The organism is Kitasatospora sp. NPDC059646, from assembly GCF_042734615.1.
Taxonomy (GTDB): Bacteria; Actinomycetota; Actinomycetes; order Streptomycetales; family Streptomycetaceae; genus Kitasatospora.
Genome location: NZ_JBHWDS010000017.1, coordinates 1 through 22,694 on the forward strand (window position 1 = coordinate 1; position 22,694 = coordinate 22,694).

Below are 22,694 nucleotides of genomic sequence, written 5' to 3' on the forward strand. Positions count from 1 at the left end.
GTGCCGGGGGGGGGGCCCGCGGTGGGGGCGCGGGCGCCCCCCGGGGGGCGGGCGCGCCCCCCCCGCTCCCCGGGGGGGGCGGGCGCCCCCGGGGTACAGGGGGGCCCCCCGGGCGGCCCTCCGGCGTTTTCCGGGTACCACCTGATCGGGTGAACTGTCCGCGCCGGTCGGTGTTCCCGCCGCGGGCCCGGACGTTGAACCCCCTGATGGTTCGTCGGCGAAAGGACGTACGGATGGCCCGGGTCCAGAAGGCGGTGCTGCTGCGGGCGCTGGCGGCCGCCCTGGCGCTGGCCGCGGCGCTGGCCGGAACCGGCGGCGTGGAACGGGAGTTGGCCCGGCGGGGCGCGGAGCGGGCGGTGGTGTGCCAGCAGTCGGAGACGGTCTGCGAGGCGCCGGGGCGATGATTCGAAAATCGGACGTATGACCGCATAGCGTCGCTCGTACGGCTTAACTCGCCAATGTGGAGGAACCGCCCGCCATCCCCTACGGTTCATCAGGCAGAAAACGGTGGCACGTGCCCGAGGGGGAACTGATGGCCAGTCAGCAGGCCGAACACGACCGGGTGAGCGGGTTTCGCCGGGCGGTGGACGGTCCGGCGGCCGAGTGGTTCGGGCTGGCGGTGCGACTGGGCCTGGCCGTGGTGTGGGGCTGGGCCGGACTGGCGAAGGTCTCCGACCCGGCCGAGGCGGCGCAGGCCGTCCGGGCCTACGAGATCCTGCCGGAGTCGCTGGTCAAGCCGGTCGGCTGGGGGCTGCCGTTCCTCGAACTGGCGCTGGCCGTCCTGCTGGTGCTCGGCCTGGGCACCCGGGTGGTCGCGGTGATCTCCGCGGCGCTGCTGCTGATGTTCATCGCGGGCATCGGCTCGGCCTGGGCGCGCGGCATCTCGATCGACTGCGGCTGCTTCGGCGGCGGCGGGGCGGTGGACGAGTCGCAGACCAAGTACCTCCAGGAGATCCTGCGCGACACCGGGTTCCTGCTGCTGTCGGCGTGGCTGGTCTTCCGCCCCCGCACCAAGCTCTCGGTGGACGCCTGGCTGGCCGCCTGACCCGGCCCGGCCGGGCCGCCCACCCCCCGCAATGAAGAGAGAACCGACCCCGACCATGGCAGAGCACCTCATGAGCGACAAGAACCGAGAAGGCAAGCGCAGCGCCCGTGAGCGGATGCTGGAGGAACGGGCGGAGCAGGAGGCCCGGTCGAGGCGGAACAAGAAGCTGGTGGTCGGCGGCGCGGTGCTCGCGGTGATCGCCGCCGCCGTGGTGGTCGGCGTGGTGGTGCAGAACCAGCGCTCCAAGCCGGAGACCCCGACCGCCGCCCCGGCCGGCACCATCGGCGACAAGAACCTGATCATCCCGGTCGGCGCCGCCGACGCCCCGTCCACCCTCACCGTGTACGAGGACCCGCGCTGCCCGGCCTGCGGCATCTTCGAGCGCACCTTCTCGCCGACCGTCGACCAGCTGGAGGACGCCGGCAAGGTCTTCGTCAACTACCACATCGTGTCGTTCATCGACCGCTCGCTGGGCGGCAACGGCTCCAAGTACGGCGCCAACGCGCTCGGCTGCGCGCAGAACGCCGGGCACTTCCGGGACTACCACGACGTGCTGTACCGCAACCAGCCCGACGAGACCGCGGACACCTTCGGCAACAAGCAGACCCTGATCGACCTGGGCAAGAAGGTGCCGGGCCTGGACAACGCCGAGTTCCAGGGCTGCGTCAACTCCAACACCTTCGCCGGCTGGGTGTCCGCCGTGCAGCAGGACTTCGACAAGTCGAGCTTCAAGTCGACGCCGACGGTGCTGCTCAACGGCACGCCGATCTACCCGAAGAAGGGCGACGAGCAGATCAGCCCGGAGAACCTGGTGAAGTGGGTCGACGAGGCCAACCAGGGCAAGAAGCTGGGCACGCCCGGTTCGCACGGGCAGAGCCCGGCGCCCACCTCGACGGCCGCCGAGAGCAACAACCCGCCCTCGCCCTGACCCGCCGGGAGGAGTGACGCTTCCGTGACCCGCTCCGGTGCCGGTGCGACGGGCGGGACACGGTAGCGTCGAGGGTGCCATGGATCTCGCATACATTCCGAGCCCGTCGCGGGGCGTCCTCTACCTGGGACCCATCCCGCTGCGCGCCTACGCGTTCTGCATCATCATCGGTGTCGTCGTGGCCGTGTGGCTCGGCAGCAGGCGCTGGGTCGCCCGCGGCGGCGGCCGGCACACGGTCGGCGACATCGCCGTCTGGGCGGTGCCGTTCGGCCTGGTCGGCGGCCGGCTCTACCACGTCATCACCGACAACCAGCTGTACTTCGGCGAGGGCAAGCACCCGCTCGACGCGCTGAAGATCTGGGAGGGCGGCCTCGGCATCTGGGGCGCCATCGCGTTCGGCGCGGTCGGCGCCTGGATCGGCGCCCGCCGCCGCGGCGTCCCGCTCCCCGCCTACGCCGACGCGATCGCCCCCGGCATCGCCCTCGCCCAGGCCTGCGGCCGCTGGGGCAACTGGTTCAACCAGGAGCTGTACGGCCGGCCGACCACCCTGCCGTGGGGCCTGGAGATCGACAAGACCCTGCCGAACGGCGAGGTCGTCAGCGGCATCTACCACCCGACCTTCCTGTACGAGTCGATCTGGTGCGTGCTGGTCGCCGTGCTGGTGATCTGGGCCGACAAGCGCTTCACCCTCGGCCACGGCCGGGCCTTCGCGCTGTACGTCGCCGCCTACACCGCGGGCCGGTTCTGGACCGAGTGGCTGCGCATCGACGAGGCGCACCGCTTCTTCGGCCTCCGGCTGAACGACTGGGTGGCGATCGCCGTCTTCATCGGCGCCGTGGTCTACCTGGTGGTCTCGCCCCGGCTGCGGCCCGGCCGCGAGGACCCGGACGAGATCGACCCGCAGGCCACGCGCGAGCGGGCCGAGGCGGCCGCGGCGGCGGGCGCCCCCGCGGGCGACGCGCCGAAGGACGCCCCCGCGCAGGCACCGGAGGACGGCGCGGCCGCCGAGGACGGCAAGGACGCCGAGGTCGCCAAGGACTCCGAAAAGTCCTCCTGAGCACGCTGATCGACCCCGTCGGGGCCGCTCCCGCCGGTTCCGGCGGGGGCGGCCCCAACTGCCTTTGGGCAGGCTTACTTTGCTGGAAAGTCGCAGGTCAAACGGCTACGTTCGGAAGGCACGAGCAGCCCGGCCGGAACCCGGCGAGGGGGTCGTCCGCCGTGCCCGGAAGGGGAGCCGCCAGCATGAGCACCGTCACCGTCGACCCGCACACCGACAGCCCGCAGCCCCGGATACCCGCCGACGGCCACCACCGGGACGTCAACGGCGGCTGGCTGCGTCCGGCCGTGTTCGGGGCGATGGACGGCCTGGTGTCCAACTTCGCGCTGATGACCGGCGTGGTCGGCGGCGACGCCACGCCGAGCACCGTCGTGCTGACCGGCCTGGCCGGACTGGCGGCCGGCGCGTTCTCGATGGCGGCCGGCGAGTACACCTCGGTGGCCTCCCAGCGCGAGCTGGTGGAGGCCGAGCTGGAGGCCGAGCGGATCGAGCTCAAGCGCAACCCGGGCGGCGAGCTGGCCGAACTGGCCCAGATGTACGTGGAGCGCGGCGTGGACCCGGAGCTGGCCCACGAGGTGGCCCGGCAGCTGTCCGCCGACCCGAACACGGCGCTCGCGGTGCACGCCCGCGAGGAGCTCGGGATCGACCCGGACGACCTGCCCTCGCCGCTGGTCGCCGCGGTCTCCTCGTTCGGCTGCTTCGCGCTCGGCGCGCTGCTGCCGGTGCTGCCCTACCTGCTCGGCGCGACCGCGCTGTGGCCGGCCGCGCTGCTGGCCGTGCTCGGCCTGTTCGGCTGCGGCGCCGTGGTGGCCCGGGTGACCGCGCGCAGCTGGTGGTTCAGCGGCGTGCGCCAGCTGGTGCTGGGCGGCGCGGCGGCGGCCGTCACCTTCCTGCTGGGCCGGCTGATCGGCGGGGCGATCGGCTGACCGGCCCCCCGGACGGGCCTGTACGAACACCCAGACCTCTGCATGATTATGCGTTGCAGCGCGTGATGTTCCACACATGGGCACGGGTCGCCGCCTTGCCCTAGTCTCATCATCCGGTCGCCGACCCGCACAATCCCAACCGCGGTCGGCCTCCGGGTCGGGGAATCCCAGGTCGACCCCCGGCGGGGATCGTTCCAAGGGCGTTTCGCCCCTGTTTCGGCCCCCCGGACACCGGGCACACTGGACTGGACGCGCGACGCTGCGCCTTCCCTCCATTCGCCCTGTGACCTGCGGTTGTGTCCGCGATATGGACGCAGAATTCCACTTCCCGGGATCACGGGCATCATGTAACCTGCACCGACAAATCGCATCAGGGCCAACGTCGTCCCTTTGCATCAAGCAACTGATCACGACGACGGGAGAGCCGATGCTGTCTGCATCCATGCACTCCGGCCACGAGGGCGACCAGGCCGCCGGCGGCCCCTACGCCCTCGTTCCGGACGCGCGTCCCCAGGCCCAGGGTCTGTACGACCCGCGCAACGAGCACGACGCCTGCGGCGTCGGCTTCGTGGCCACGCTGACCGGCATCGCCGACCACAGGATCGTCGAGCAGGCGCTGACCGTGCTGCGCAACCTGGAGCACCGCGGCGCCACCGGCGCCGAGCCCGACTCCGGCGACGGCGCCGGCATCCTGACCCAGATCCCGGACGCGTTCCTGCGCGCCAACGTCGACTTCGAACTCCCCGCCGCCGGCTCCTACGCGGTCGGCATCGCCTTCCTCCCGGAGGACGACGAGGCGGACGCCGCCGCCGTCGCCCGGATCGGCGCGATCGCCGCCGAGGAGGGCCTGACCGTCCTCGGCTGGCGCGAGGTCCCCACCGCCCCGGAGCTGCTGGGCGCCACCGCCCGCAGCGTCATGCCGCGCTTCCGCCAGCTGTTCCTCTCCCACGGCGAGCGGACCGGCATCGAGCTGGACCGGGTCGCGTTCGTGGTGCGCAAGCGCGCCGAGCGCGAGGCCGGGGTGTACTTCCCGTCGCTGTCCGCCCGGACCCTGGTCTACAAGGGCATGCTGACCACCGGGCAGCTGGAGCCGTTCTTCCCCGACCTGTCGGACCGGCTGTACGCCTCCGCGATCGGCCTGGTGCACTCGCGGTTCTCCACCAACACCTTCCCGAGCTGGCCGCTCGCCCACCCGTACCGCTTCGTCGCGCACAACGGCGAGATCAACACGGTCAAGGGCAACCGCAACTGGATGACCGCCCGGGAGTCCCAGCTCGCCACCGACCTGATCCCCGGCGACCTGAGCCGGATCTTCCCGGTCTGCACCCCGGACCACTCCGACTCGGCGTCCTTCGACGAGGTGCTGGAGCTGCTGCACCTCGGCGGCCGCTCGCTGCCGCACGCGGTCCTGATGATGATCCCGGAGGCGTGGGAGAACCACGCCACCATGGACCCGGCCCGCCGCGCCTTCTACCAGTACCACTCCAACCTGATGGAGCCCTGGGACGGCCCGGCCTGCGTCACCTTCACCGACGGCACCCGGATCGGCGCCGTCCTCGACCGCAACGGCCTGCGCCCCGCCCGGTACTGGATCACCGAGGACGGCCTGGTCGTGCTCTCCTCCGAGGTCGGCGTGCTCGACATCGAGCAGGAGAAGGTCGCCAAGAAGGGCCGCCTGCAGCCCGGCCGGATGTTCCTGATCGACACCGCCGAGCACCGGATCGTCGAGGACGAGGAGATCAAGTCCGCCCTCGCCGCCGAGCACCCCTACGAGGAGTGGGTGGCCGCCGGGCAGATCCAGCTCGCCAAGCTCCCCGAGCGCGAGCACATCGCCCACACCCACGCCTCGGTGACGCGCCGTCAGCAGACCTTCGGCTACACCGAGGAAGAGCTGCGGGTCATCCTCGCACCGATGGCGAAGACCGGCGCCGAGGCGCTCGGCTCGATGGGCACCGACTCGCCGATCGCCGCGCTCAGCGAGAAGCCGCGCCTGCTGTTCGACTACTTCACCCAGCTGTTCGCCCAGGTCACCAACCCGCCGCTGGACGCCATCCGCGAAGAGCTGGTCACCTCGCTGCACAGCAACCTCGGCCCCGAGGGCAACCTGCTGGACGCCTCCCCGGCGCACTGCCGCTCCGTCGGCATCACCTTCCCGGTGATCGACAACGACGAGCTGGCCAAGCTGATCCACATCAACGCGGACGGCGACCAGCCCGGCCTGAAGGCCGTCACCCTGTCCGGCCTGTACAAGGTCGCGGCCGGCGGCGAGGGCCTCGCCGCCCGGCTCGCCGAGATCGCCGCCGAGGCCGACGCCGCGATCGCCGACGGCGCCCGCATCGTCGTCCTCTCCGACCGGCACTCGGACGCCGAGCACGCGCCGATCCCGTCGCTGCTGCTCACCTCGGCGATCCACCACCACCTGATCCGCACCAAGCAGCGCACCCAGGTGTCGCTGCTGGTCGAGGCCGGCGACGTCCGCGAGGTGCACCACGTCGCGCTGCTGGTCGGCTACGGCGCCGGCGCGGTCAACCCGTACCTGGCCATGGAGTCCGTCGAGGACCTGGTCTCCCAGGGCGTCTTCGTCTCCGGCATCGAGGCCGAGAAGGCGATCAAGAACCTGATCAAGGCGCTCGGCAAGGGCGTCCTGAAGGTGATGTCCAAGATGGGCATCTCCACCGTCGCCTCCTACCGCGGCGCGCAGGTCTTCGAGGCCATCGGCCTGTCCCAGGAGCTGGTGGACGCCTACTTCGCGGGCACCACCACCAAGCTCGGCGGCATCGGCCTGGACGAGATCGCCAAGGAGACCGCCGCCCGGCACGCCAAGGCGTACCCGGCGTCCGGCATCTCCGCCGCGCACCGCGCGCTGGAGATCGGCGGCGAGTACCAGTGGCGCCGCGAGGGCGAGCCGCACCTGTTCGACCCGGAGACGGTGTTCCGCCTCCAGCACTCCACCCGCAGCAAGCGCTACGACATCTTCAAGCAGTACACGGGCCGGGTGAACGCCCAGTCCGAGCGCCTGATGACGCTGCGCGGCCTGTTCCGGCTCGACGCGGCCGGCCGGACCCCGGTCCCGATCGACGAGGTCGAGCCGGTCTCCGAGATCGTCAAGCGGTTCTCCACCGGCGCGATGTCCTACGGCTCCATCTCGATGGAGGCGCACGAGACGCTCGCCATCGCGATGAACCGGCTCGGCGGCAAGTCCAACACCGGCGAGGGCGGCGAGGACCCGGAGCGCCTGTACGACCCCGAGCGCCGCTCGGCGATCAAGCAGGTCGCCTCCGGCCGGTTCGGCGTCACCTCCGAGTACCTGGTCAACGCCGACGACATCCAGATCAAGATGGCCCAGGGCGCCAAGCCCGGCGAGGGCGGCCAGCTGCCCGGCCACAAGGTCTACCCGTGGGTGGCGAGGACCCGGCACTCCACCCCGGGCGTCGGCCTGATCTCCCCGCCGCCGCACCACGACATCTACTCCATCGAGGACCTCGCCCAGCTGATCCACGACCTCAAGAACGCCAACCCGGACGCCCGCATCCACGTGAAGCTGGTCTCCGAGGTCGGCGTCGGCACGGTCGCTGCGGGCGTGTCGAAGGCGCACGCCGACGTGGTGCTGATCTCCGGCCACGACGGCGGCACCGGCGCCTCGCCGCTGACCTCGCTGAAGCACGCGGGCGGCCCCTGGGAGCTCGGCCTCGCCGAGACCCAGCAGACCCTGCTGCTGAACGGCCTGCGCGACCGCATCGTGGTGCAGACCGACGGCCAGCTGAAGACCGGCCGCGACGTCGTCATCGCCGCCCTGCTGGGCGCCGAGGAGTTCGGCTTCGCCACGGCCCCGCTGGTGGTCTCCGGCTGCATCATGATGCGGGTCTGCCACCTCGACACCTGCCCGGTCGGCGTCGCCACGCAGAACCCGGTGCTGCGCGAGCGGTTCACCGGCAAGCCCGAATTCGTGGTCAACTTCTTCGAGTTCATCGCCGAAGAGGTCCGCGAGATCCTCGCCGAGCTGGGCTTCCGCTCCATCGAGGAGGCCGTCGGCCACGCCGAGCACATCGACGCGCAGGCCGCGATCGACCACTGGAAGGCCGCCGGGCTCGACCTGGCCCCGCTGTTCCACGTGCCCGAACTGCCCGACGGCGCGGCCCTGCACCGCACCACCGAGCAGGACCACGCGCTGGACAAGGCGCTCGACAACCAGCTGATCGAGCTGGCCGAGGACGCCCTGGAGCGCGGCGACGCGGTCCGCATCCAGCTGCCGATCCGCAACGTCAACCGCACCGTCGGCACCATGCTCGGCCACCACGTGACCAAGCGGTACCGCGGCGAGGGGCTGCCCGAGGGCACCATCGACGTCACCTTCACCGGCTCGGCCGGCCAGTCGTTCGGCGCCTTCCTCCCCAAGGGCGTGACGCTGCGCCTGGAGGGCGACGCCAACGACTACGTCGGCAAGGGCCTGTCCGGCGGCGTCATCGTGGTCCGCCCGGCCCGCGAGGCCGCCGCGATCGGCGCCGACGCGCAGCAGCACGTGATCGCCGGCAACACCATCGGCTACGGCGCCACCTCGGGCCGGATCCACCTGCGCGGCAAGGCCGGCGAGCGTTTCGCGGTCCGCAACTCCGGTGCCACCCTGGTGGTGGAGGGCGTGGGCGACCACGGCCTGGAGTACATGACCGGCGGACGGGTGGTGATCCTCGGCGAGACCGGCCGCAACCTGGCGGCGGGCATGTCCGGCGGCATCGCCTACGTGCTGGACCTGCGCCCCGCCAACGTCAACAGCGGCATGGTGGGCATCGAGGCCCCCAGCGCCGCCGACCGCGAGTGGCTGCGCGAGACCGTGCAGCAGCACTACGAGGAGACCGGCTCCACCGTCGCCGCCGAGCTCCTGGCCGACTGGGGCAGCGGGGTCTCCCGCTTCTCCACGATCATGCCGACCGACTACAAGGCAGTGCTCGCCGCCAAGGACGCCGCTGAGCGCGATGGCCTCTCCGAGGCCGACACCACCGCGAAGATGATGGAGGCGGCACGTGGCTGACCCCAAGGGCTTCCTGACCACGCCCAAGCAGCTGGCGGAGCGCCGTCCGGTGGACGTGCGACTGCGCGACTGGAACGAGGTCTACGTCGAGCGCAGCCTCCTTCCGATCATCAGCAAGCAGGCCGGCCGCTGCATGGACTGCGGCATCCCGTTCTGCCACAACGGCTGTCCGCTGGGGAACCTGATCCCCGAGTGGAACGACCTGGCCTACCGGGACGACTGGGCCGGCGCGATCGAGCGGCTGCACGCCACCAACAACTTCCCGGAGTTCACCGGCCGCCTGTGCCCGGCTCCGTGCGAGTCGGCGTGCGTGCTCGGCATCAACCAGGACGCGGTGACCATCAAGAACGTCGAGGTCACCATCATCGACAAGGCCTGGGACCGCGGCGGGGTCACCCCGCAGGTCCCGGAGCGGCTGTCCGGCAAGACCGTCGCCGTGGTGGGCTCCGGCCCGTCCGGCCTGGCCGCCGCCCAGCAGCTCACCCGGGCCGGGCACACCGTCGTGGTGTACGAGCGGGCCGACCGGATCGGCGGGCTGCTGCGCTACGGCATCCCCGAGTTCAAGATGGAGAAGCGCCACATCAACCGCCGCATCGAGCAGATGCGCGCGGAGGGCACCCGGTTCCGCACCGGCGTCGAGGTCGGCGTCGACCTCACCGGGCAGGACCTGCGCTCGCGCTTCGACGCCGTCGTGATCGCGGCCGGCGCCACCACCGCGCGCGACCTGCCCGTCCCCGGGCGGGAGTTGAACGGCATCCACCAGGCGATGGAGTACCTGCCGCTGGCCAACAAGGTCCAGGAGGGCGACTACGTCGACTCCCCGATCTCGGCCAAGGGCAAGCACGTCGTGGTCATCGGCGGCGGCGACACCGGCGCCGACTGCGTCGGCACCGCGCACCGTCAGGGCGCGGCCTCCGTCACCCAGTTGGAGATCATGCCGCGGCCGTCGGACTCCCGGCCGGCCGCGCAGCCGTGGCCGACGATGCCGATGACGTACAAGGTGACCTCGGCCCACGAGGAGGGCGGGGAGCGGGTCTACTCGGTCTCCACCACGCACTTCGCCGGGGACGAGGACGGGAACGTGCAGGAGCTGCACCTCGTCGAAGTCGCCTTCAAGGACGGCAAGTTCGAGCCCGTGCCGGGCAGCGAGCGGGTCATTCCCGCGCAGCTGGTCACCCTGGCGATGGGATTCACCGGGACGGACGTCAAGAACGGCCTGGTGGAGCAGTTGGGCGTCGAGCTGGACCCGCGCGGGAACGTCGCGCGGGACGGCAAGTTCGGCACCAACGTCCCCGGGGTGTACGTTTGCGGTGACGCCGGTCGCGGTCAGTCGCTGATCGTCTGGGCGATCGCGGAAGGCCGTTCGGCCGCCGCGGCGGTCGACAAGTACCTGGGTGGCAAGACTCCGCTCCCCGCCCCGATCAAGCCGACCGACCGTCCCCTGGTGGTCTGACCACCCCACGGACGCCAGCCCCCCGCACGGGGGGCACGGCCGACAAACACCGACCCGCCAGAGCCGCCGGGATCCGGTCGACGCCTGCCCCTTTCCCCGACCAGGTCTAGGGCAGGCGTCGTTGTCTTGTGCGGGCCGTGCTCCGCTCCGGTCCCGTCCTACGCGCTCGGAACCTTGTCCAGGAAGCCGACCACCGAGGCGATCCGGCCGTCCTCCGTCGCCGTGAGCACGTCGAATCCGACGACGATCGCCTCCTCCGCGCCCTCCGGGGCGAGCTCCCAGGTGAACCGGGCGACGTTGTGATGGGCGTCGACGGGGCCGCCGAGGCGGAAGACGAGGCCGGCGAACTGGGCCTGGACGGCGGCCAGGGTGGCGTCGAACTCGTCGTGGCCGCGGGTGGCGACCATCGGGTCGGTGTAGCTGCCGTCGGCGGCCCAGGCCTCCTCGACGAGCTTGCGGCGGGCGGCCGGGTCGGTCTCGTTCCAGGCGGCGAGGTAGCGCTCGACGATGTTCTGCAGGTCCATGGCGGGCTCCGTTTCGGTGTGGACTTCCTTGCGGGACAAGAAGTTACGGATCTCGCGGGCGGGGCGAATCAGTCACGTATAGGTAGGGTGCTGGGCATGCTGCTGTACGGACGGGGGGCGGAGCAGTCGGTTGTCGACCGGCTGCTGGCGGAAGCGGGCGCGGGGCGGGCCGGGGTGCTGGTGCTGCGCGGGGAGCCCGGGGTCGGGAAGAGCGCGCTGCTGGCCGCGGCGGCCGACGCGGCCCCCGGCCGGGTGCTGCGGGCGACGGGCGTGGAGTCGGAGGCCCGGCTGCCGTACGCGGCGCTCAGTCAGCTGCTGGCACCCGTACTGGCGGGCGTCGAGGGCCTGCCCGGTCCGCAACGGGCAGCGCTGGAACGGGTGTTGGGGCTGGCGGACGGCCCGGCCGGAGACCGGCTGCTGGTGGGCCTGGCGGTGCTGACGCTGCTCGGGGACCTCGCCGAGCAGGGGCCGGTGCTGTGTCTGGTGGACGACGTGCAGTGGGTGGACCGGGAGTCCGCCGAGGCCCTCCAGGTGGCGGCCCGCCGGCTGGGCGCGGAGGCGGTGGTGCTGCTGCTCGCGACCCGGTTGGACGGGCCGGAGCTGCCCGGGCTGCCGGAGCTGCGGGTGGAGCCGCTGACGGAACGGGCCGCGGCCGAGCTGCTGGCCGCCGTCGCGCCCGAACTGTCCGACCCCGCGGCGGTGTTGGCGGTGGCGCAGGGCAACCCGCTGGCGCTGGTGGAGCTGTCGGCGGCCGGGGCGGCGGGCAGCCTGCCGCCGACCGGGCGGTTGCGGCTGGCGTACCACGGGCAGCTGAGCCGGCTGCCCGGCACGGCCCAACGGTGGCTGCTGCTGGCCGCGTTGGAGGAGTCCGGTTCGCTGGAGGTGCTGCTGCGCGCGGCGGGGGAGTGCGGGCTGACCGTCGCCGACCTCGCGCCGGCCGAGCAACAGGGCCTGGTACGGGTGGAGTTGGCGGCCGGCCGGGTGATGTTCCGGCATTCGCTGCTGCGTTCGGCGCTGGTGGACCGGGCGCCGCTGGTGGACCGGCTGGCGGCGCACGCCACGCTCGCGCAGGCGTACGGGGAGCGGGAGCCGCTGCGGCGGGCCTGGCACCGGGCGCTGGCGGCGACCGGCCGGGACGCGGCGGTGGCGGAGGAGCTGGCGGCGGCGGCCGCCGGGGCGGCGTCCCGGGGCGGGCACACGGGCGCGTCGGCGGCGTACGAGCGGGCCGCCCGGCTGAGCCCGGACCCCCTGCGGGCCCGGGAGTTGACGGTGGAGGCGGTGGAGGCCGCACTGGAGGCGGGCGAGGTCGGCCGGGCCGAGTCGCTGGCCGCCGCGGCGGACGGCCCCGGACTGGACCCGGTGACCCGGGCGCACCTGCTGTTCGCGCGCGGCGTGGCCGAGTTCTGGCGCGGCGAGCACCGCTCCGCGCACCTGCGGCTGACCGAGGCGGCGGCGCTGGTCGCGGAGTCCGCGCCCGGCCCGGCGGCCCGGGTGCTGGTGCAGGCCGTGCACGCCGCCTGGTACCTCGACGCGGAGGCGGTGTGCGCGACGCTGACGGCGCTCGGCGCACTCGCCCTGCCCGCCGACGACTCGCTGGCGCCGGCGGTGCGGTACGTGACGGCGGCGCTCGGCGACGCGCCGGACGGGCCGACGCTGACGGAGGCCGAACGGGCCGCGCGGACCGCCGGGGCGGTGGCCCCCGTGGACCTGGCGCTGCCGTGCGGGGCCGCGCTGCTGCCGGGCCGGGACGAGGAGGTGCTGGACCTGGCCGGCCGACTGGTCCGGGAGGCCCGGGAGGGCGGCGCGTTCGGGACGCTGCCCACGCTGCTGTTCTTCCTGGCCGAGGCCGAGCTGTTCACCGGCCGCCCGGACACCGCCGACGAGCACGCCGGGGAGGGACTGCGGCTCGCCGAGGACTGCGGGCAGCCGATGTGGACCGGGCAGCTGCACGGCTTCCTGGCCTACCTGGCGGCGTCCCGCGGCGAGGACGCCCGCTGCCGGGAGCACGCCGCGCAGGCCCGCGCCCGGGGCGCCTTCGGGGCGCCGTGGGCGCAGTGGGCGGTCGGCGTGCTGGAGTTGGGCGCGGGCCGGGCCGAGGACGCGTTCGGCCAGCTGGCGGCGCTGGCCGGCAGCGGGCAGAACTTCCAGGTGTCGGCCGTCCGTTCGGTGCCCGACCTGGTGGAGGCGGCGGTGCGGCTGCGCCGGCCGGAGGAGGTCGCCGAGCCGCTGGCCCGGTTCGAGCACTGGGCGGACCGCAGCGGGCAGCCGTGGGCGCGGGCGCTGGTGCACCGCTGCCACGCGCTGCTGGCCCCCGACGAGCTGGCGGAGGAGCTCTACCTGTCGGCGCTGGCCCGGCACGCCGAGCAGCCGCGCCCGTGGGAGCAGGCCCGCACCGAGCTGCTGTACGGCGAGTGGCTGCGCCGGGGCCGGCGGCGGACGGACGCCCGGGTGCCGCTGCGGGCGGCCGAGCGGACGCTGCGCCGGCTGGGCGCGCTGCCCTGGGCGGAGCGGGCCCGGCTGGAGCTGGACGCCACCGGGGCGCCCGCCGCGCGCGGCCCGGCCGGCGCGGTGGCCGGCCTGACGCCGCAGGAGTCGCAGATCGTCCGGCTGGCCGCGCAGGGCCTGTCGAACCGGGACATCGCCGCGCAGCTGTTCCTGAGCGCCCGCACCGTCGGTCACCACCTGTACAAGGCGTACCCGAAGCTCGGGGTGAGCTCGCGGACCGGTCTCGCCGAGGTGCTGCCGGCGCTCTCCTGACCGGGTGTGAAACGCACAACTCTGCAACGGCTTGGCCAAATGCCGGAAGGCCCTCGCGGAGTGTCGCCGCGCAGTGGCAGACTGCATCCCACAGGGTCCAACTGTTGGTTCGGGGCGGAGGTTTGCATGACGGGCCTGCAGACGGGCAGCGGTGCGACCGCTCGTCGCATCCAGTTGGGCGCCCAGTTGCGCCGGCTGCGCGAGGCCCGGGGCGTGACCAGGGAGGACGCGGGCTACTCGATCCGCGCCTCGGAGTCGAAGATCAGCCGGATGGAACTCGGCCGGGTCGGCTTCAAGCAGCGTGACGTGGCGGACCTGCTGACGCTGTACGGCGTGGAGGACGAGCAGTCCCGCGCCGCGCTGCTCGGCCTGGTCGGCGAGACCAACGCCCCGGCCTGGTGGCACGGCTACGGGGACGTCATCCCCGGCTGGTTCCAGACGTACCTGAACCTGGAGGACGCGGCGAACCTGGTGCGCAGCTACGAGGTGCAGTTCGTGCCCGGGCTGCTGCAGACCCCCGAGTACGTGCACGCGGTGATGCGGGCCGGCAGCCCGGGCGTCCCCGAGGAGGAGATCGCCCGCCGGGCGGCCGTCCGGCTGCGCCGGCAGGAGCGCTACCTCGCGCCCGACACCACCGCCCGGCTGGACCTGATCGTCGACGAGACGGCGCTGCGCCGGCCGTGCGGCGGGCCGGAGGTGATGCGAGGTCAGCTGGCGCGGCTGGCCGAGCTGTCGCTGCGGGAGACCATCGGCCTGCGGGTGCTGCCGCTGGGCATGGGCGCGCTGGCGGCGGACAGCGGGGCGTTCACGGTGCTGTCCTTCCCCGAGCCGGACCTGGCGGACGTGGTGTACGTCGAGCAGTTCACCACCGCGCTGTACCTGGACAAGCCGAGCGAGGTCGCCGAGTACACGGCCGCGCTGGACCGGGTGTCGGCGGCGGCGCTGTCCGAGGAGGAGACCAGGACGCTTCTGGCGGAGATCCTCCAAGAGAGCTAGCCCACAATTAAGATGATGATCCGTCAGTAGGTGATCACCACCGAGAGGGATCAGATGTCCTTGATCGCGGAACTCGCCCAGCAGTACATCGACGGCCAGTGGCGGCCGGGGACCGGCTCCTGGGACATCGTGGACCTCGACCCCTACAGCGGGGAGAAGCTGGCCTCGTTCACGGTGGCCACCGTCGAGGAGATCGACCAGGCCTACCGCGCCGCCGAGCGGGCCCAGCCCGGCTGGGCCGCCGCCAGCCCCTACCAGCGCCGAGAGGTGTTCGAGCGGGCGCTGCGGGTGGTGGAGGCCCGCGAGGCCGAGATCCTCGACGTGATGACCGTCGAACTCGGCGGCACCCTCGGCAAGTCCGCGTTCGAACTCGCCCTGGTCAAGGACATGCTCCGCGAGGCGATGGCGGTGGCGCTGCGCGCCGAGGGCCGGATCCTGGCCTCGCCCGTCCCGGGCAAGGAGAACCGCGTCTACCGGCTGCCGGTCGGCGTGGTCGGCGTGATCAGCCCGTTCAACGCGCCCGTCTTCCTGTCGCTGAAGGCCGTCGCGCCCGCGCTCGCGCTCGGCAACGCCGTCGTCCTCAAGCCGCACCAGGACGCGCCGGTGGCCGGCGGCACGCTGATCGCCAAGATCTTCGAGGAGGCCGGGCTGCCCGCCGGCCTGCTGAACGTGGTGCTCACCGACATCGCCGAGATCGGCGACGCGTTCATCGAGCACCCGGTGCCGAAGGTCATCGCGTTCACCGGCTCCGACAGCGTGGGCCGGCACGTCGCCACCGTCGCCGCGAGCCACCTCAAGCGGACCGTGCTCGAACTCGGCGGCAACAGCGCCCTGGTGGTGCTCGACGACGCCGACCTCGACTACGCGGTGGACGCCGCCGTCGCCAGCCGCTACACCCACCAGGGCCAGATCTGCATGGCCGCCAACCGGATCCTGGTCGACCGCAGCCTGTTCGCCGAGTTCAGCGAGAAGTTCACCGCGAAGGTCGCCTCGCTGCGGGCCGGCGACCCGTCCGACCCGGCCACCCAGATCGGACCGCTCATCAACTCCGCGCAGGCCGAGGCGATCACCGCCGAGGTCGACGCGGCGATAGCGGGCGGCGCCCGCCCGCTGCTGCACGGCGCGACCGTCGGCACCCTGGTCAAGCCGACCGTCCTCACCGACATCCCGGCCGACGCGCCGATCCTGCACCGCGAGGTGTTCGGCCCGGTCGCCCTGCTGATCCCCTTCGACGGCGAGGACGAGGCCGTCCGGATCGCCAACGACACCCCCTTCGGGCTGTCCGGCGCCGTCCACACCGCCGACATCGAACGCGGCGTCAGGTTCGCGCAGCGCATCGACACCGGCATGATCCACGTCAACGACGGCACCATCGCGGACGAGCCCATCGTCCCGTTCGGCGGCCAGAAGAGCTCCGGCCTCGGCCGCCTGAACGGCGACACCAGCGTGGACGCCTTCACCACCGTCAAGTGGATCTCCATCCAGCACGGGCGCTCCCGCTTCCCGTTCTGAACCCCACGGACAGCGGCCCCGCCACCCGAGCCGGGCGGCGGGGCCTCGCGGTGCACGAGATCGCCAGAGGGCGGCGGACGGCGGGGGATACGGTCGGTGGGTGTCCTTGGCCTCCCGCCCGACCCGTCCACTCAATGCGCTTCCGGCTCCTGTGCGTTGGCTGTCGCTGCCGCTCGTGCCGCCGGCGTGGCCATCCCCGAGCGGCCCTGGGAGCCCCCGTTGACGCCGACCCGTCCGGAGCCTGCCTCGGCCGCCTACTGCGGCACCCTGCTGGGCGCTCTTCCCCGTGGCGTTCATGGAACGCGGGCGATTTCCGCTGAATGTCGTACGGTCCGCCCCGTACGGCGGGAGGCCGGGCGGCGGTCAGCTCTGGTGGAAGACCTCCAGTTCGGTGCCGTACCAGCGGTCGGTGCGGCCCAGGGGGGTCATGCCCAGGCGGCGGCAGAGGGCCAGGGAGCGGGTGTTGTCCGGGCGGACGACGGCGTGGAGTTCGGGCAGGCCGTCGGCGAAGGCGCGGTCGCGGACGGCGGCGGCGGCCTCGGTGGCGTAGCCGTGGCCCCAGCTGTCCGGGTGGAAGTGCCAGCCGATCTCGATCTCGCCGTCGCCGTCCGGGATCGGGATCAGCAGGACTGTCCCCGCGATCACCCCGGTCTCGCGGATCTCTGCCGCCCAGACGCCGTACCGGCCGTCGGGGGTGCAGCGGGAGCGGAAGCGGGCGATCAGCTCGTCGGCCTCGGCGGGGTCGGCGAGGGCGCGCGGCTCCCGGCCGAGCCAACGGGCCACCTCCCACCGGGAGTAGAGGGAGAAGGCGCGGTCGCGGTCGGCGGGTTCCCAGGGGCGCAGCAGGAGGCGGTCGGTCAGCATCGGGCCAGACTACTGCGTGGCGTGGTACGGGAAGCGGAGCGAGACCGCGACGACGGCGCTGTGCGCGGGGTAGGCGGCGGCCAGTTCGGCGCGGCTGCAGGGCTGCCAGTCGACGAACCAACTGGTTCTGACCGTCGGGTACTTGAGTGTCAGGTCGTGCGCGGACGTCCCGTCGTCGAGGGCGGGCAGGTGCGGGGCCCGGACCACCTCGACGGTTGCGCCGGGGCCGGCCGGTGCGACGTCCGCGCCGGGGGGCGGTGCGTAGCCGGTGCCGTTCGGCAGGGTGTACCGGACTGTGGCGACGTCGGGGCGGGCGGCCGCCTCGGCGATCTGTGCCGCCGTCGCGTCGCCGGGCGGCTGGTGGCCGTAGTCGAAGGCGGCGGCCAGGCCCGGCGGTTCGGGCGTGCGGAGCGGGAGCCGGTCGTCGGTCCTCCAGCCCGCGCCGGCCAGGGCCGTGTCCAGCAGCACGAGGTGCTGGCGGAAGTCGCCGTCGAAGGCCAGGTAGGCGGTGCTGGTCCTGGTGCAGGTCACCGGGTTCCACCGCTGCCGGGCGAAGCCCATGTGGTTGACCGCGGACGTGGTGCAGACGTCCGCCACGGTCGTTCCCAGCGGGCTCGCCCAGGGCAACGCTGCTTTCAGCCGGTCGAGTTGACGGTCCGACTCGGCGGTCGCCGTCCGGTCCGCGGCCCGGGCGGCGGGTGAGCGGGCGGCCTTCTCGACGTCGGGCTGCGGCTCGGGCCGGACGGCCGCCCAGAAGCAGACCGCCAGCCCGAGGAATCCCGCGAGCAGCACGGACGCCACCACTGTGCGGCCGCGTCCCACGCCTCCGCGTCCGGACATGAACCCCCCCGATTCCCCGACCTGTGTGAGGTCGGACGCGCGCCCCCGGCCGTTCGGTTGCGGGGTGCGGGTGTCAGTGTGCGGCCGGCAGGGTCTGCGGGCGGCCGTCGGCGAGGCCGAGGACGGCGCGGGCGCCGAGCGGGCGGGCGAGGCGGAACTCGACCGGGGTGACCCGCAGGGCGAGGTCGCAGGCCTGGCCCGCCGGGAGGCTGCGCGCGGCGATGCGGCCGATCAGGACGACGGCCAGGTCGGTCTCGTACACCTCGCCGGGCTGGACGGTGTCGCAACTCCCGTGCGGCACGCCGGCGGTGAGCACCAGGCCGTCGGCGGAGACGGAGCGCAGCGTGGTGGCCCCGGCGGGGCCGGGGCCGGGCGCGGGCCGGTACGGGTCCTGGGAGCGGACGGCGGGGTAGCGGAACGGCCCGTCGTAGCCGGCGACGGTGAACTCCCAGACGGGGATGGTGGCCTGGCCGCGCGAGGTGGGCACGGTGGTGGTGCCGGGGCGGACGCCGGTGACGGTCAGGCGGGCGTCGCAGTGGCCGGAGCAGGGCCGGTCGGAGCGGGTCAGCTCCTCGAAGACCTCCTTCGCGGAGCGCTGCGGCAGCACGAGCCGGGAGCCGTCCGCGAACTGCACCTCGGCGGTGTCGGCGACCGACACCGGCAGGGTGGCCTGAAGGTCGAGGTGGCCGGCCGTGTACGCGGCCTTGTCCTCCCCGCTGCGGAACGCCCCCGGGGGCAGCCACTCGGAGGTGTCGGCGGTGGGGAAGTACCCGTGCTCCCAGGCCTGTTGGGCGGCCGAGCCGGGCCAGGCGGCCGCCACCGCGGCGGCCTGGCGGGCGGCGTCGCCGGTCGCGGCACGCACCTCGGGTCCGGCTGTGACCAGGCTCGGCGCGACCGCCGGGCCGGGCGGGGCCGGGGTGTCCGAGCACCCGCCCAACAGCAGTCCCGCCGCCACCGCCGCCACCGCGATCCGTCCGCGCATTCGTGCCGCCCCCTCAACTCCTGTGTGCAGTGTGCGGGTTGGACGGACGGGCCGGCGAAGCGGTTCCCGGGAACGCGGCGGGGCCGCGCGGACCCGCGGTCCGAACGGCCCCTGAGCGGCGGGAGACCGGGAGGAGGAGTTAGAAGACGGGAACGCCGGCCCGGACCAGGCGCCAGCCGCTCTGGCCGTAGAAGTCGGCCGGGTCGATGACGCCCTTGGCCTTCACCCAGGCGATCATGGTGTTGCGGATCTCGTCGGAGTTCGCCCACACCTGCTGCGCCTTGGCGACGTGCGGGAAGTTGCCGCCGCCGTTGGCACGGTAGTTGTTGACGGCGAGCACGAACTGCGCGGCCGGGTCGACCGGCTTGCCCTGGTAGGACAGGTTGACGATGCGGCTGCCGACCGGCTGCGCGATGTCGATGTCGTAGCTGACGCCGTAGATCGAGTCGTAGTTGTAGTCGGGCGTGTTGTTGGCCTGGTTGGTCAGGGTGTCCAGGTTGATCGGCGCGCCCGGGGCGACCTGGGCGTAGTACTTCGCGGAGTACTCCAGGTAGTCCTTGATCTGGGCGCCCGTCAGGATCCGGGCCTCCAGGGTGTTCTCGTAGATGTACAGGCCGGCCGCGTCGCGCAGCTTGACCTCGCCGGCCGGGATGACGGCGGTGCGGTTGAACGGCGCGGCCTGGGCCAGCACCGGCAGCTTGGCGTACTGGCCGCCGGAAAGCGCGTCGCGCACCGCGTCGGCCTGGATCCGGCCGATCAGGTCGATGATCGGGGTGTCCTTGAACCGGGACTCGGCGATGGAGAGGCTCTCCTTGCAGGTGCCGATGACCTGGTTGACGTACGCGACGACCTTCTTGTGCTGGGCGTCGACCAGCTTGACGATCTTCGGGTCCTCGGCGACCGTGTTGGAGTTCAGCAGGCGCGAGGTGACGCCGGTGACGGTCCACTGGCCGCGGGCGAACTCGACCTCGAAGTCGAAGCAGGTCAGGCGCTCGCCCCAGCACAGCGGCTCGGACAGGACGACGGTCCGGCCGGTCTGCTGGTTGACGACGTCGCGCTGGACGACCTCCTTGTGGGCGTGGCCGATCAGCACCGCGTCGATGCCGGGCACGGTGGCGGCCATGGTGACGCCCGCGTTCTCCGCGTAGGGCAGCTGGTCGCCCCACGAGGACGGGTCGTCGGCGCCGGTGTGCGCGGAGACCACGACCACGTCGGCGCCGGCGGCGCGCAGCTTCGGCACCCACTTGGCGGCGACCTCGGGGATGCCCGGGAAGGTCAGCTGTCCCTGGACGTTGGCCTTGTCCCAGATCGCGATGCCCGGGTTGGTCAGGCCGAGGATGCCGACCCGGATCGGGCGGCCGTGGCCGAGGTGCAGCTCGCGGATCACGTACGGCGGGAAGGCCGGCTTCTCGTTCTTGGCGTTCAGCGCGTTGGCGCCGAGCAGCGGGAAGTCCAGCTGGTCCTGGTAGGCGCGCAGCAGCGGGATGCCGTAGTTGAACTCGTGGTTGCCGAGCGCGGCGGCGTCGTAGCCGATGGCGTTCATCGCGGCGGCCATCGGGTGGCGCGGGGCCTTCGTGCCGGTGATCGGCTCGACCCGGGCGTAGTAGTAGGACAGCTGGGTGCCCTGGATGGTGTCACCGGCGTCGATGAGCAGGGTGCGGCCTCGGCCCTTCTCCTGGCGGACCTGCTCGACCAGGGTGGAGATCTTGGCCAGGCCGACGTCGTTGTGGTTCTTGTCGTCGAACTCGGAGTCGGTGAAGTACTCCCAGTTGAAGACGTGGCCGTGCAGGTCGGTGGTGCCCATGACGGTGAAGCTCGCCTTGAACGGGACGGGGCCCCGGCCGCGGGACTCGCCCTGGTTCTGGTCCGCCGCGGCGGCGGGGGTGGCCGTGGCGGCGGTCAGGCCGCCGGCCAGGGCGGCCCCGGCCGCGGTGGCGGCGGAGCGGGTGACGAAGTCACGGCGGTTCAGGGACATCAAGACTCCAAGTCGGGCGGTACGGGCCGTCAGGGGGGAGGCGGCGTCGGGGCAGCTGACACCCCGCCACCTGCCGTGACGCGCGTAGAAAAACGCGTGTGGCAGTCTGCCCTCTTCTCGGCTCCGGTACCAGCCCCGAGAGCTGTCCAACAGGTGAGATCTGGGCAACTCTCCCGTGACGCCGGCCCGGCGGACCGCACGTCCGTGCGTCAACCGGAAGCCGCCCAGCTCACCCGGTGCGCCACTGCTTGGAGTGTGTCGGTCCGTTCATCAAATCTTCCGTCAACTGCCGTGGGGGGACTGGCCGGAAGCGCTCTGTTACGGCCGGGTAATGCCTACGCTTCTCAGGTATGCGCCGAGCAAAAATCGTTTGTACCCTCGGGCCTGCCACGGACTCGTACGACCAGATCAAAGCCATGGTCGACGCCGGTATGGACATCGCCCGACTGAACCTCAGCCACGGCTCCCACGCGGAGCACGAGGATCGTTACCACCGGGTCCGCAAGGCCTCGGACGAGACAGGCCGCAGCGTCGGGGTGCTCGCCGACCTCCAGGGCCCGAAGATCCGGCTGGGCACCTTCGCCGACGGACCCGTCCTGCTGGAACGCGGCGACGAGTTCACCATCACCACCGAGGACGTCCCCGGTGACCGCGACATCTGCGGCACCACCTACCCGGGCCTGGCCGCCGACGTGTCGCGCGGCGAACGGATCCTGGTCGACGACGGCCGGGTCTGCCTGGAGGTCACCCACGTCGAGGGCCCCCGGGTCCACTGCATCGTCATCGAAGGGGGCCTGGTCTCCGACCACAAGGGCCTCAACCTGCCCGGAGTCGCCGTCTCCGTGCCCGCGCTCTCCGACAAGGACGTCGAAGACCTGCGCTGGGCGCTGCGGACCGGCGCCGACCTCGTCGCGCTGTCGTTCGTGCGCAGCGGCCGGGACGTCGAGGAGGTGCACCGGGTGATGGCCGAGGAGGGCCGCCGGATCCCGGTCATCGCCAAGATCGAGAAGCCGCAGGCGGTGGACAACCTCGACTCCATCGTGGACGCCTTCGACGGCCTGATGGTCGCCCGCGGCGACCTGGGCGTCGAACTCCCGCTGGAGGACGTGCCACTGGTGCAGAAGCGGGCCGTCAAGCTGGCCCGCCGCAACGCCAAGCCGGTGATCGTCGCCACCCAGATGCTGGACTCGATGATCAACGCCTCCCGGCCCACCCGCGCCGAGGCCTCCGACGTCGCCAACGCCGTGTTCGACGGCACCGACGCGGTGATGCTGTCCGGCGAGACCTCGGTCGGCAAGTACCCGGTCGAGACGGTCAAGACCATGAGCAGGATCGTCGCCGCCGCCGAGAGCGAGATCCTGGCCGCCGGACTGCCGCCGCTCACCGAGGGCAGCAAGCCCCGCACCCAGGGCGGCGCGGTCGCCCGGGCCGCCGCCGAGATCGGCGACTTCCTGGACGCCAAGTACCTGATCGCCTTCACGCAGAGCGGCGACACCGCCAAGCGGCTCACCCGCTACCGCTCGCCGATCCCGGTGCTGGCGTTCACCTACGAGCCCGCCGTGCGCAGCCAGTTGGCGCTCAGCTGGGGCGTGGAGACCTTCCTCGGCCCGTTCGTCACCACCACCGACGAGATGGTCGCCCAGGTCGACGCCCAGCTGCTCAGCCTGGGCCGCTGCAAGCGCGGCGACATCGTGGTGATCACCGCCGGCTCCCCGCCCGGCCTGGCAGGCTCCACCAACCTGGTGCGCGTCCACCACGTCGGCGAACTGGACAACTGACCGCCCGGGGCCGCCCCTCCCCACCGACGGG

16 protein-coding genes are annotated in these 22,694 nt (G+C 72.7%); 11 read left to right on the forward strand and 5 right to left on the reverse strand.

What is annotated here, in order from left to right; all coding sequences use genetic code 11:
* Positions 1-233: 233 nt before the first annotated feature.
* The 7 genes from ACFV1L_RS14555 (at position 234) to ACFV1L_RS14585 (ending at position 10,435) form a co-directional block, all read left to right on the forward strand.
* Positions 234-404, forward strand: a complete 171-nt coding sequence (locus ACFV1L_RS14555; protein WP_380365819.1) for a hypothetical protein — start codon at positions 234-236, stop codon at positions 402-404.
* A gap of 128 nt (positions 405-532) precedes the next feature.
* Complete coding sequence (locus tag ACFV1L_RS14560) at positions 533-1,045, forward strand: MauE/DoxX family redox-associated membrane protein (protein ID WP_380365821.1); 513 nt, start codon at positions 533-535, stop codon at positions 1,043-1,045.
* Between the two features lie 55 nt (positions 1,046-1,100).
* Positions 1,101-1,973: a DsbA family protein gene (locus ACFV1L_RS14565; RefSeq protein ID WP_380365822.1), complete on the forward strand. Its 873-nt coding sequence runs from the start codon at positions 1,101-1,103 to the stop codon at positions 1,971-1,973.
* 79 nt (positions 1,974-2,052) lie between these two features.
* Positions 2,053-3,030, forward strand: a complete 978-nt coding sequence (lgt, locus tag ACFV1L_RS14570) for a prolipoprotein diacylglyceryl transferase (RefSeq protein WP_380365824.1) — start codon at positions 2,053-2,055, stop codon at positions 3,028-3,030.
* A gap of 185 nt (positions 3,031-3,215) precedes the next feature.
* Positions 3,216-3,956: a VIT1/CCC1 transporter family protein gene (locus ACFV1L_RS14575; protein ID WP_380365826.1), complete on the forward strand. Its 741-nt coding sequence runs from the start codon at positions 3,216-3,218 to the stop codon at positions 3,954-3,956.
* A 442-nt stretch (positions 3,957-4,398) separates the two neighbouring features.
* Entirely contained in the window at positions 4,399-8,982 is a 4,584-nt protein-coding gene (gltB, locus tag ACFV1L_RS14580; RefSeq protein ID WP_380366001.1) for a glutamate synthase large subunit, read from the forward strand.
* Positions 8,975-10,435, forward strand: coding sequence for a glutamate synthase subunit beta (locus tag ACFV1L_RS14585; RefSeq protein WP_380365828.1), 1,461 nt, complete (start codon positions 8,975-8,977; stop codon positions 10,433-10,435). Before gltB ends, ACFV1L_RS14585 begins: the two co-directional genes overlap by 8 nt.
* Before the next feature lie 158 nt (positions 10,436-10,593).
* Here ACFV1L_RS14585 and ACFV1L_RS14590 read toward each other — a convergent pair whose 3' ends face one another.
* Positions 10,594-10,959 (reverse strand): nuclear transport factor 2 family protein, encoded by a 366-nt coding sequence (locus ACFV1L_RS14590; RefSeq protein ID WP_380365830.1) that lies wholly within the window; start codon positions 10,957-10,959, stop codon positions 10,594-10,596.
* Positions 10,960-11,055: 96 nt separating this feature from the next.
* Here ACFV1L_RS14590 and ACFV1L_RS14595 point away from each other — a divergent pair, with 96 nt between their 5' ends.
* From ACFV1L_RS14595 to ACFV1L_RS14605, 3 genes are all read left to right on the forward strand, one after another.
* Positions 11,056-13,716: an AAA family ATPase gene (locus tag ACFV1L_RS14595; protein WP_380365832.1), complete on the forward strand. Its 2,661-nt coding sequence runs from the start codon at positions 11,056-11,058 to the stop codon at positions 13,714-13,716.
* Between the two features lie 126 nt (positions 13,717-13,842).
* On the forward strand, positions 13,843-14,712 hold the full coding sequence (locus tag ACFV1L_RS14600; protein ID WP_380365833.1) for a helix-turn-helix domain-containing protein: 870 nt from the start codon (positions 13,843-13,845) through the stop codon (positions 14,710-14,712).
* A gap of 54 nt (positions 14,713-14,766) precedes the next feature.
* Positions 14,767-16,224: an aldehyde dehydrogenase family protein gene (locus tag ACFV1L_RS14605; protein WP_380365834.1), complete on the forward strand. Its 1,458-nt coding sequence runs from the start codon at positions 14,767-14,769 to the stop codon at positions 16,222-16,224.
* A 363-nt stretch (positions 16,225-16,587) separates the two neighbouring features.
* On the opposite strand, the gene ACFV1L_RS14610 is transcribed toward ACFV1L_RS14605, so the two are convergent.
* The 4 genes from ACFV1L_RS14610 to ACFV1L_RS14625 all read right to left on the reverse strand — a co-directional run bounded on the left by ACFV1L_RS14610 (position 16,588) and on the right by ACFV1L_RS14625 (position 20,885).
* Positions 16,588-17,088, reverse strand: coding sequence for a GNAT family N-acetyltransferase (locus tag ACFV1L_RS14610; RefSeq protein WP_380365836.1), 501 nt, complete (start codon positions 17,086-17,088; stop codon positions 16,588-16,590).
* Between the two features lie 9 nt (positions 17,089-17,097).
* Positions 17,098-17,880, reverse strand: a complete 783-nt coding sequence (locus tag ACFV1L_RS14615) for a hypothetical protein (protein ID WP_380365838.1) — start codon at positions 17,878-17,880, stop codon at positions 17,098-17,100.
* Between the two features lie 121 nt (positions 17,881-18,001).
* Entirely contained in the window at positions 18,002-18,910 is a 909-nt protein-coding gene (locus ACFV1L_RS14620) for a hypothetical protein (protein WP_380365839.1), read from the reverse strand.
* Between the two features lie 139 nt (positions 18,911-19,049).
* Positions 19,050-20,885: a bifunctional metallophosphatase/5'-nucleotidase gene (locus ACFV1L_RS14625; protein WP_380365841.1), complete on the reverse strand. Its 1,836-nt coding sequence runs from the start codon at positions 20,883-20,885 to the stop codon at positions 19,050-19,052.
* Between the two features lie 350 nt (positions 20,886-21,235).
* Here ACFV1L_RS14625 and pyk point away from each other — a divergent pair, with 350 nt between their 5' ends.
* Positions 21,236-22,663, forward strand: a complete 1,428-nt coding sequence (gene pyk, locus ACFV1L_RS14630) for a pyruvate kinase (RefSeq protein WP_380365842.1) — start codon at positions 21,236-21,238, stop codon at positions 22,661-22,663.
* The last annotated feature ends 31 nt before the right edge of the window (positions 22,664-22,694 follow it).